This is a genomic window from Ectopseudomonas chengduensis (genome assembly GCF_900102635.1).
Taxonomy (GTDB): Bacteria; Pseudomonadota; Gammaproteobacteria; order Pseudomonadales; family Pseudomonadaceae; genus Aquipseudomonas; species Aquipseudomonas chengduensis.
Window position 1 is genome coordinate 33,253 of record NZ_FMZQ01000014.1, and the last position, 9,165, is coordinate 42,417.

Here is a 9,165-nt window from a genome sequence, read left to right on the forward strand (position 1 = left end):
CAAGGTAGGCGCAAGCTGTGTCAGCCCCGTGAACCGGGGATGACGATTGAGTGACCGAAACTTGAAACTTTGATGTTTGAGCGAGGCACCAACATGAGTTCTGCCGAATACCACGCATTTCAGACAATCGGTGCTGGCATAAAGCCGCCACCTGGATCACAATGCGACACGTATTTGGCGTCAAGGAACTGTTCAGATGACCTTCGGGTCGTAATGACGCAGAACGCGATACCGGTTGAACGGCTAGTGCGAAACACGGTCAAACCGGTGACAATCTCGACACTGATTACCAGTATCGCTCCCTGAACTAACCGGTAATGTATGCGCCCTATGAAACAGGCTATTTATTCCAGCCGCACGGCTGACAAATTTGTCGTTCGCTTGCCAGATGGCATGCGTGAGCGTATCGCTGACGTAGCACGCAACCATCACCGCAGCATGAATTCGGAAATCATCGCCCGCCTGGAGCAAAGCATGCTTCAGGAAGGTGCGCTGGATGACGATCTCAGTCTGCGTCTCGACAGCCCCGAACTGAGCCTCCATGAGCGTGAATTGCTGCAGCGTTTTCGTCAGTTGTCGCGCCGCCAGCAAAACGCGCTGGTCGCTCTGATTGCCCACGATGTGGAAATGGCCGCCGAAGAAGCCTGAGGCGAGCTAATAAAAAAACCGGCCTTGAGCCGGTTTTTTTATGGGCAACGAAAAGACGCGGAGCGAACTCCGCGCCTATCAGCCAACGAAACTGAGCAACACCCCCGCCGCCACGGCCGAGCCGATCACCCCGGCCACGTTCGGCCCCATGGCATGCATCAGCAGGAAGTTCTGCGGATTGGCCTCCAGGCCGACCTTGTTCGATACCCGAGCCGCCATCGGCACTGCCGACACACCCGCCGAGCCGATCAACGGATTGACCTTGTTGCTGCTGAACACATTCATCAGCTTGGCCATCAGCACCCCTGCAGCAGTGCCGGCGCAGAAAGCCAACATGCCCAGAGAGAGAATTCCCAGGGTTTTAAGTTGCAGGAAGGAATCGGCTGAGAGTTTGGAGCCTACGGTCAGGCCGAGGAAGATGGTGACGATATTGATCAGCGCATTGCGCGATGTATCGGCCAGACGCTCGACCACACCGGCCTCGCGTAGCAGATTGCCGAGGGCAAACATGCCGATCAACGGCGCGGCGTCAGGCAGCAGCATCCCGATCAGAACGCACAGCACGATGGGGAATATGATCTTCTCGGTCTGCCCCACCGGGCGCAGTTGCTGCATGACGATGGCGCGCTCTTCCTTGGTGGTCAGCGCACGCATGATCGGCGGCTGAATCAGGGGCACCAGCGCCATATAGGCATAGGCCGCAACTGCAATAGGACCAAGTAGATGCGGCGCCAGCTTGGAGGTCACGAAGATCGAGGTCGGCCCGTCAGCACCGCCAATGATGGCGATGGAGGCAGCCTCCTTGAGGGTGAACTCCATACCGGGAATACCCAACGCAGTCAGCGCCAAGGCGCCGAGCAGCGTACCGAAAATACCGAACTGCGCAGCAGCACCCAACAGCAGCGTTTTGGGGTTGGCCAGCATCGGCCCGAAATCGGTCATAGCGCCGACACCCAAAAAAATCAGCAGCGGGAAGATACTGGTAGGCAGGCCTACCTCGTAGATCAGGTGCAGAAAGCCCGCCCCCTCTGCCATGTTGGCCACCGGAATGTTCGCCAACAGGCCACCAAAACCAATGGGCAGCAGCAACAGCGGCTCGAAGCCCTTTTTGATGGCCAGGTAGATCAGCAACAGACACACCGCGATCATGAACGCCTGACCGGGCTCCAGATGGTACAGACCGGTGCTCTGCCAGAGCTTGAGCAGCTTTTCCATGACGCGCCCCTCAGCCGATGGTCAGCAGGCTTGCGCCCACTGCCACTGCATCGCCGACCTTGACGTTGACGGCACCGACGGTGCCGGCCTTGAAGGCGCGGATCTCGGTTTCCATCTTCATTGCTTCGAGGATGATCACCAGTTGACCCTCCTCCACAGCCTGGCCGGGCTGCACCAGTACCTTGAAGATATTACCGGCCAGCGGCGCAGCCTGCGGCTCGCCACCGCCTGCTGCGACCGGGGCCGCCGCCGGTGCGGCGCTCGCTGCGCCACCGCCGGGCTTGATGCCTTCGATATCGCCGCCCTCGTTCACCTGCACGACGAAGGATTTGCCATTGACCTCGACGGTGTAGACCTCGGGCTTGCCGGCCTCGCGAGCCGGGGTTTCCTTACCGGTCGGCGCCGGCTCGAAGGCCGCCGGATTGCCGCGATTTTCCAGGAACTTCAAACCGATCTGCGGGAACAGCGCGTAAGTCAGCACGTCGTCGATCTCGTCGGCGGCCAGCTTGATGCCTTTCTCCTGGGCAATGCCCTTGAGCTCGGCGGTCAGCTTGTCCATTTCGGCCTCGAGCAGGTCGGCCGGGCGGCAGGTGATGGCCTCGCCGCCATCCAGCACACGAGCCTGCAGCTCGGCGTTGAATGGCGCGGGCGCGGCGCCGTACTCACCCTTGAGCACGCCGGCGGTTTCCTTGGTGATGGACTTGTAGCGCTCGCCAGTTAGCACGTTGATCACCGCCTGAGTGCCGACGATCTGCGACGTGGGGGTTACCAGCGGGATGAAGCCCAGGTCTTCGCGCACGCGCGGAATCTCGGCCAGCACCTGGTCGAACTTGTCCTGGGCACCCTGCTCTTTGAGCTGGCTTTCCATGTTGGTGAGCATACCGCCCGGTACCTGGGCGACCAGGATGCGCGAATCGACGCCCTTGAGGTTGCCCTCGAACTTCGCGTACTTCTTGCGCACCTCGCGGAAGTACGCGGCGATTTCTTCCAGCAGCTCCAGGTTGAGCCCGGTGTCACGCTCGGTGCCCTGGAACATGGCCACCACCGACTCGGTCGGTGAATGGCCATAGGTCATCGACAGCGAGGAAATCGCGGTGTCGACGTTGTCGATACCGGCTTCCACCGCCTTGAGAATGGCCACCGACGACAGCCCCGCCGTGGCGTGGCACTGCATGTGAACCGGAATCGCCAGGCTGGCCTTCAGGCGCGACACCAGCTCGAAGGCGGTGTACGGGGTAAGGATGCCCGCCATGTCCTTGATGGCCACCGAATCGGCGCCCATGTCTTCGATCTGCTTGGCCAGGTCGACCCACATATCCAAGGTGTGCACCGGGCTGGTGGTGTAGGAGATGGTGCCCTGGGCATGTTTGTCCTGCTGCTTCACGGCCTTGAGCGCGGTTTCCAGATTGCGCGGATCGTTCATCGCATCGAACACGCGGAACACATCCACACCGTTGACCGCCGCACGCTCGACGAACTTCTCCACCACATCGTCGGCGTAGTGGCGGTAGCCGAGCAGGTTCTGCCCACGCAGCAGCATCTGCTGACGGGTGTTGGGCATGGCCTTCTTCAGTTCGCGGATGCGCTCCCAGGGGTCTTCGCCGAGGTAACGAATGCAGGCATCGAAGGTCGCGCCGCCCCAGGACTCCACCGACCAGAAGCCGACCTGATCGAGCTTGGGCGCAATCGGCAGCATGTCTTCGAGACGAACACGCGTCGCCAGGATCGACTGATGCGCATCACGCAGCACCACATCGGTGATTCCGAGTGCTTGTTTCACGGCAGTCATACAGGTGCTCCCTCTGAACCTGATCAACCGCGGCGCGCGCGGTGCTGGGCAATAGCGGATTGGATGGCGGCCAGTGTTGCTGCGTCCGGCCCATGGCTGGCCGACCTGGCACTAGGTGCTGGAGAAGAAATGGCCGGGGTCGGCGCGGGCGGAGCGAAGGTCGCGATCAGACGTGACATCAGACTGACCACACCCACCAGCAACACCAGAAAGACAAATACGAAGCCCATGCCGAACAGCATGAGTTCGACACCCTCGAGCAGCAGTTCACTGGGGGTCATCTTGGCTCCTTTGGCCAGCAGCTAAGGGGCTGCATTCATTATTGATTAGGAGCGCCCAGGGTCAGTACCTGGGCAAAGCTGGCGAACCTTAGCGTGAAACGAGCGTTTGAAGCAAACGCCAAAAGGGACGAACGGGCTATTTATGTAGTGGTTTATCAGCACCCACTACCAAAGAGGCAGAAAGGCCCGGCGAGCGCAGCCTCAGGATGCCGAGCGAACCACGGTATCAACGGCAGGAGCAAGCCTCAGCAGGGTCTTGAAGTGACGCGTCTCATCACCGGGGGTACGCCCGAACAGACGCTTGAACTCCCGATTGAACTGCGACGGACTTTCATAACCGACGCGCTGCGCAGCGCTGAGCGCACTCATGTCGTTGCGGATCATCAGCAGGCGCGCCTGATGCAGGCGAATGGCCTTGAGGTACTGCAGCGGTGAGCGACTGGTCATCGCCTTGAAATGCACATGGAAGGTCGGCACGCTCATGCTGGCGACTTCGGCCAGCGAAGGCACATCGAGCGATTGCTGATAATCCCGGTGAATCCGCTGCAGGACGCGCGCGATACGACCGAAATGACTGTTCTGCGCCAGGGTCGCGCGCAGGCCATTGCCCTGCTCACCCTGCAGCACGCGAAAGACGATTTCACGCAGAATCGATGGGCCGAGCAGGCGCACCTCCTCAGGGTCAGCCAGGGCCTCCAGCAGGCGCAACGTGGCATCACTCAAGCGCGTATCCATCGGGCTGGAATAAAGCGTTGCCGGTTGAGTGGGCTGGGGCTCTTGCAGATCCATGACCAGCTCGGCCACCAACAGCGGGTCGACACGCAGCGCCACCCCCAGCATGGGCTCTTCGGCACTGGCCTCGGTTTCGATGGAAAACGGCAGGGGCAGCGCCAGCACCAGATAGTGCTGCGCATCGTAAACATACAGTTTGCCGTCGTGCAGCCCACTCTTGCGCCCCTGGATCACGATCACGATGCTCGGCTCGTACAGCGCCGGGGTAACCGGCAGCGAGCGATTGGAGCGCATGAAGGTAACCCCGTCGAGCTGCGCCGCGGTGTACCCCTCCTCGGGGGCCAGGCGCAGCATCAGTTCGACCATACGTCGCTTGATGCTCTCAGGATTCATGCTCATGCGCCGCTTTCGACTCGTTATCAATACCCGGGCATTGTAGGAAGCATTCAATAGAAACAGGCAATATCGAAAGAGTAACGAGACTTAGCAGCCGGCCGGCCCCTGCCTAGCATGGACGCTCCATAACGCAATGGAGACCGACATGAGCAAAGTCATCCTCATCACCGGCGCCAGCAGCGGCATCGGCGAAGCCACCGCCAGACACCTGGCAAGCCTGGGTCATCAGGTAGCCCTCGGTGCACGGCGCATCGAGCGCCTGCAGGCATTGGTAGAAGAACTGCAGGCACAAGGTCAACATGCCTCCTGCCGCGCCCTCGACGTCAGCCAACTGCACGATATGCAGGCCTTCGTCGAGCATGCCGAAGCGCAGCACGGCCCAGTCGACGTGATCATCAACAACGCCGGGGTCATGCCACTGTCGCCGCTCAATGCCCTGAAGGTGGATGAGTGGAATCGCATGATCGACGTCAACATCAGGGGCGTGCTGCACGGTATTGCCGCCGTACTGCCAGGCATGGAAGAACGCGGACGCGGCCAGGTCATCAATATCGCCTCCATCGGCGCCCATGCCGTATCGCCGACAGCAGCGGTCTACTGCGCCACCAAATATGCCGTCTGGGCGATTTCCGACGGCCTGCGCCAGGAAAGCGAGCGCATCCGCGTCACCACCATCTGCCCTGGCGTGGTCGAGTCCGAACTGGCCGACAGCATCTCCGATGCCAGTGCGCGCGAGGCGATGCAAGCTTTCCGTCGCGTCGCCATCACCCCAGACGCCATCGCCCGCGCCGTGGCCTATGCAGTCGAACAGCCCGACGACGTCGACGTCAGCGAACTGATCGTGCGCCCAACCGCCAGCCCCCATTGATGGAGACCACCATGTCAGCGAAGAACACCGTCGCGGTACTGCTGATCAGCGGCGCCTTGCTACCCGGCGTGTCAATGGCGCAATCCGAGAACCCGCATCCTTACGTAGGCATGTGGGTAACGGACGACGGCCATGTCCGCCATGAGCTATTGGCCAACGGCCGTTATGACGAGGCACGCGGCAATCGCGAAAGCGCCTACCAGGGCAACTACCGCGTCACCGGCAACCACATCGACTACGTCGACGACACCGGGTTTACCACCGATGGCGAATTCATCAACGACGTGCTCTACCACGGCGGCATGGTACTGCGCCGCAAAAGCAACCCAATAGACGAATAACGCTATTCATCAGCCAAGGAAAAATGCCCATGAACATGCACAAGATCATCGCCGTATTGCTACTGAGCGCATCCCTCTGCCTCCCGGCCTGGGCAAGTGACAACACCGCGGCCAATCAGGCCCTGATTCAGAAAGCCTTCGATGATTGGCGCGCAGGCCAAGGCGGCATCTTCCAGTTGCTGGCCGATGATGCCGTCTGGGTCGTGGCCGGCAGCAGCCCGTACTCCGGGACTTACCCCACGCGAGAGGCGTTCATGGAAGATGCAGTCAAACCCATCACTGACAAACTGGCCACGCCCATCGTGCCCACCGTCCGCCAGATCGTGGCGCAGGGACCTTACGTGGTAGTGCACTGGGATGGCCAGGCGACCGCCAAGGACGGCAGTCGCTACGAGAACAGTTACTCCTGGCACATGCAGCTGGAGAACGGCCGGATCACCCGGGTCACGGCCTTTCTCGATACCTGGCGGCTGGTCGAGCTGATGAACTGAAGCGACCTACATCAGGAAGATCGACGCCAACCCCAGGAAGATGAAGAAACCGCCGCTGTCGGTCATGGCAGTGATCATCACGCTGGCCCCCATGGCCGGGTCGCGCCCCAGGCGTGCCAGGGTCATGGGGATCAGCACCCCCATCAGCGCCGCAAGCAGCAGGTTGAGGGTCATGGCCGCCGTCATCACCACACCCAGCGACCAGCTGTCGTACAGGTAATAGGCCACCCCACCAATCACGCCGCCCCAGAGGATGCCGTTGATCAGGGAAACCCCCAGTTCCTTGCGCACCAGCCGCGCGGTGTTACCGGTGCTGACCTGATCCAGCGCCATGGCGCGTACGATCATGGTGATAGTCTGGTTGCCGGAGTTGCCGCCGATACCGGCGACGATGGGCATCAGCGCCGCCAGCGCCACCAGCTTCTCGATCGAGCCTTCGAACAGGCCGATCACCCGCGAAGCCAGGAATGCGGTGACCAGGTTGATAGCCAGCCAGGCCCAACGGTTGCGCACCGACTTCCACACCGAGGCGAAGATGTCTTCTTCCTCGCGCAGACCGGCCATGTTCAGCACTTCGCTTTCGCTTTCCTCACGGATCAGGTCGACCATCTCGTCGATGGTCAGACGGCCGATCAGCTTGCCGTTCTTGTCCACCACCGGGGCGGAAATGAGGTCGTAACGCTCGAAGGCCTGGGCGGCGTCATAACCGTCCTCATCCGGGTGAAAACTCACCGGATCGTCGGCCATGACTTCGCCGACCTGCTTGTCCGGGTCGTTGACCAACAGGCGCTTGATCGGCAGCACGCCCTTGAGCACGCCGTCGTAATCGACCACGAACAGCTTGTCGGTATGGCCCGGCAGCTCTTTCAGCCGGCGCAGGTAACGCAGAACCACTTCCAGGCTGACGTCTTCGCGGATGGTGACCATCTCGAAGTCCATCAGCGCACCAACCTGATCCTCTTCATAGGACAGGGCCGAACGCACACGCTCGCGCTGCTGGGCGTCGAGCGATTCCATCAGCTCATGAACGACGTCGCGCGGCAGTTCCGGCGCCAGGTCGGCGAGTTCGTCGGCGTCCAGGTCCTTGGCAGCGGCGAGAATCTCGTGATCGTCCATGTCGGCGATCAAGGTTTCCCGTACCGCGTCAGAGACTTCCAGCAAGATGTCGCCATCGCGCTCGGACTTGACCAGCTGCCAGACGGTCAGACGTTCGTCGAGCGGCAAGGCTTCGAGGATGTGGGCAATGTCCGCAGGGTGCAGATCTTCGAGCTTGCGCTGCAGCTCGACGAGATTCTGACGATGCACCAGGTTCTCGACCCGGTCGTGATGCTGGCCTTCCTGACGATGAGTCAGGTCTTCGACCAGTTTGTGCCGATGCAGTAGTTCGATCACCTGGGCCAGGCGATCCTGCAAGCTTTCTTGCGGCTTTTTGGCTTCTACTTCAGTCATAGCGCGCTCCACCCCCAGTTGGCGGGCACGCCAGAGGGGATCAATCAGGTCTTACACGATTGTGCGAGGGGAGTATTGAGTAACTACTGGGTAAGTCCATGGTGGTATTCCACAAGCCCCGGCGGGGCTGACGCGGCGAATGATAACACCGCAAAACAGCTTTGTACGTGACAAAAGCGCGGCAAGAACAACTGCTTGCATCACAAACTTCGATCTCGCATGAAAACCTGGCTATGCGACGTCAGCGCTCCCCGCCAGGACACCCTGGCGAGCGCGAAAAAACGGTCTAACCTGAAGCAGGCAAACGTCACGGAGGACGATTCATGCGAGGACAGCACGTCGCAGCGCTACTGGCCGCTGCGCTTCTCTACCCTATTGCAGACAGCTCGGCCGCCAGCGTGTTCCGCTGCGTCGACGCTGACGGCCATATCACCTTCACCCGCCACGGCTGCACCGACGATCAGCAGCAGCATCTGCAGGATGCGCGCAACCACACGCCCAGTAGCGGCAAGCCAATCCCCCTGGCCGACCCAGGCCGACGTACGACAACTGCCTCGGCAAGCAGTGGCGAGGTGGTCATCGTCGGCCAACAGGACGATGGCTGCGGCAACCTGCTGACCAGCAGCGAAAGGCGCCAGGCAATCATCCGCAAGGAAGTGCGCCGCGGCATGAGCCGCGCCGACGTGGAAAGCAGCCTGGGCAAGCCGGACAGAGTCACGAGCAGCAATGGGCAGCAGCGCTATCACTACCGCGAAAAACGCAAAGGCGGCAGCAGCCGGCAGGTCAGTTTCGACGAAGCCGGCTGCGTGAAGAAATGATGCGCAAAGAAAAAGGGCCTGCATTGCTGCAGGCCCTTTGGGTATGGCGGACTCAGGAGGATTCGAACCTCCGACCGCTCGGTTCGTAGCCGAGTACTCTATCCAGCTGAGCTATGAGTCCACACTTTGGCGCTTTT

The 9,165-nt window shown here is 61.0% G+C and carries 10 protein-coding genes and 1 tRNA gene; 5 read left to right on the top strand and 6 right to left on the bottom strand.

Annotation, left to right across the window (positions count from 1 at the left end):
• Positions 1-321 precede the first annotated feature (321 nt).
• Positions 322-648, top strand: coding sequence for an Arc family DNA-binding protein (locus BLS08_RS19940; RefSeq protein ID WP_003461866.1), 327 nt, complete (start codon positions 322-324; stop codon positions 646-648).
• A gap of 78 nt (positions 649-726) precedes the next feature.
• Here the strand turns inward: BLS08_RS19940 and BLS08_RS19945 are convergent, their stop codons facing one another.
• The 4 genes from BLS08_RS19945 to BLS08_RS19960 form a co-directional block, all read right to left on the bottom strand.
• Entirely contained in the window at positions 727-1,863 is a 1,137-nt protein-coding gene (locus BLS08_RS19945; RefSeq protein ID WP_017677532.1) for a sodium ion-translocating decarboxylase subunit beta, read from the bottom strand.
• A gap of 10 nt (positions 1,864-1,873) precedes the next feature.
• A complete protein-coding gene (oadA, locus tag BLS08_RS19950; protein ID WP_017677533.1) occupies positions 1,874-3,652 on the bottom strand; it encodes a sodium-extruding oxaloacetate decarboxylase subunit alpha in 1,779 nt (592 codons plus the stop codon).
• Positions 3,653-3,675: 23 nt separating this feature from the next.
• Positions 3,676-3,933, bottom strand: a complete 258-nt coding sequence (locus BLS08_RS19955) for an OadG family protein (RefSeq protein WP_017677534.1) — start codon at positions 3,931-3,933, stop codon at positions 3,676-3,678.
• A gap of 201 nt (positions 3,934-4,134) precedes the next feature.
• Positions 4,135-5,031: an AraC family transcriptional regulator gene (locus BLS08_RS19960; protein ID WP_026088620.1), complete on the bottom strand. Its 897-nt coding sequence runs from the start codon at positions 5,029-5,031 to the stop codon at positions 4,135-4,137.
• Between the two features lie 175 nt (positions 5,032-5,206).
• Between BLS08_RS19960 and BLS08_RS19965 the strand changes: the two genes are divergently transcribed.
• From BLS08_RS19965 to BLS08_RS19975, 3 genes are read left to right on the top strand one after another with little or no spacing between them, the layout of a single operon-like run.
• Positions 5,207-5,929 (top strand): SDR family oxidoreductase, encoded by a 723-nt coding sequence (locus BLS08_RS19965; RefSeq protein ID WP_017677536.1) that lies wholly within the window; start codon positions 5,207-5,209, stop codon positions 5,927-5,929.
• A gap of 11 nt (positions 5,930-5,940) precedes the next feature.
• Complete coding sequence (locus BLS08_RS19970; RefSeq protein ID WP_055987517.1) at positions 5,941-6,270, top strand: Atu4866 domain-containing protein; 330 nt, start codon at positions 5,941-5,943, stop codon at positions 6,268-6,270.
• A 29-nt stretch (positions 6,271-6,299) separates the two neighbouring features.
• Positions 6,300-6,761, top strand: a complete 462-nt coding sequence (locus BLS08_RS19975) for a nuclear transport factor 2 family protein (protein WP_017677538.1) — start codon at positions 6,300-6,302, stop codon at positions 6,759-6,761.
• A 6-nt stretch (positions 6,762-6,767) separates the two neighbouring features.
• Here the strand turns inward: BLS08_RS19975 and mgtE are convergent, their stop codons facing one another.
• Positions 6,768-8,210: a magnesium transporter gene (mgtE, locus tag BLS08_RS19980; RefSeq protein ID WP_017677539.1), complete on the bottom strand. Its 1,443-nt coding sequence runs from the start codon at positions 8,208-8,210 to the stop codon at positions 6,768-6,770.
• 323 nt (positions 8,211-8,533) lie between these two features.
• Here mgtE and BLS08_RS19985 point away from each other — a divergent pair, with 323 nt between their 5' ends.
• Positions 8,534-9,028 carry a DUF4124 domain-containing protein gene (locus BLS08_RS19985; RefSeq protein ID WP_017677540.1) on the top strand — a complete coding sequence of 165 codons (495 nt, stop codon included), beginning with the start codon at positions 8,534-8,536 and terminating at the stop codon, positions 9,026-9,028.
• A 44-nt stretch (positions 9,029-9,072) separates the two neighbouring features.
• Here the strand turns inward: BLS08_RS19985 and BLS08_RS19990 are convergent.
• A tRNA-Arg gene (locus tag BLS08_RS19990) sits at positions 9,073-9,149 on the bottom strand.
• Positions 9,150-9,165 lie beyond the last annotated feature (16 nt).

Coding starts and splice junctions, on each gene's coding strand:
- BLS08_RS19970 (WP_055987517.1), top strand. CDS start 5,941: ATGTCAGCGAAGAACACCGTCGCGGTACTGCTGATCAGCGGCGCCTTG.
- BLS08_RS19955 (WP_017677534.1), bottom strand. CDS start 3,933: ATGACCCCCAGTGAACTGCTGCTCGAGGGTGTCGAACTCATGCTGTTC.
- oadA (WP_017677533.1), bottom strand. CDS start 3,652: ATGACTGCCGTGAAACAAGCACTCGGAATCACCGATGTGGTGCTGCGT.
- mgtE (WP_017677539.1), bottom strand. CDS start 8,210: ATGACTGAAGTAGAAGCCAAAAAGCCGCAAGAAAGCTTGCAGGATCGC.
- BLS08_RS19945 (WP_017677532.1), bottom strand. CDS start 1,863: ATGGAAAAGCTGCTCAAGCTCTGGCAGAGCACCGGTCTGTACCATCTG.
- BLS08_RS19960 (WP_026088620.1), bottom strand. CDS start 5,031: ATGGTCGAACTGATGCTGCGCCTGGCCCCCGAGGAGGGGTACACCGCG.
- BLS08_RS19940 (WP_003461866.1), top strand. CDS start 322: ATGCGCCCTATGAAACAGGCTATTTATTCCAGCCGCACGGCTGACAAA.
- BLS08_RS19965 (WP_017677536.1), top strand. CDS start 5,207: ATGAGCAAAGTCATCCTCATCACCGGCGCCAGCAGCGGCATCGGCGAA.
- BLS08_RS19985 (WP_017677540.1), top strand. CDS start 8,534: ATGCGAGGACAGCACGTCGCAGCGCTACTGGCCGCTGCGCTTCTCTAC.
- BLS08_RS19975 (WP_017677538.1), top strand. CDS start 6,300: ATGAACATGCACAAGATCATCGCCGTATTGCTACTGAGCGCATCCCTC.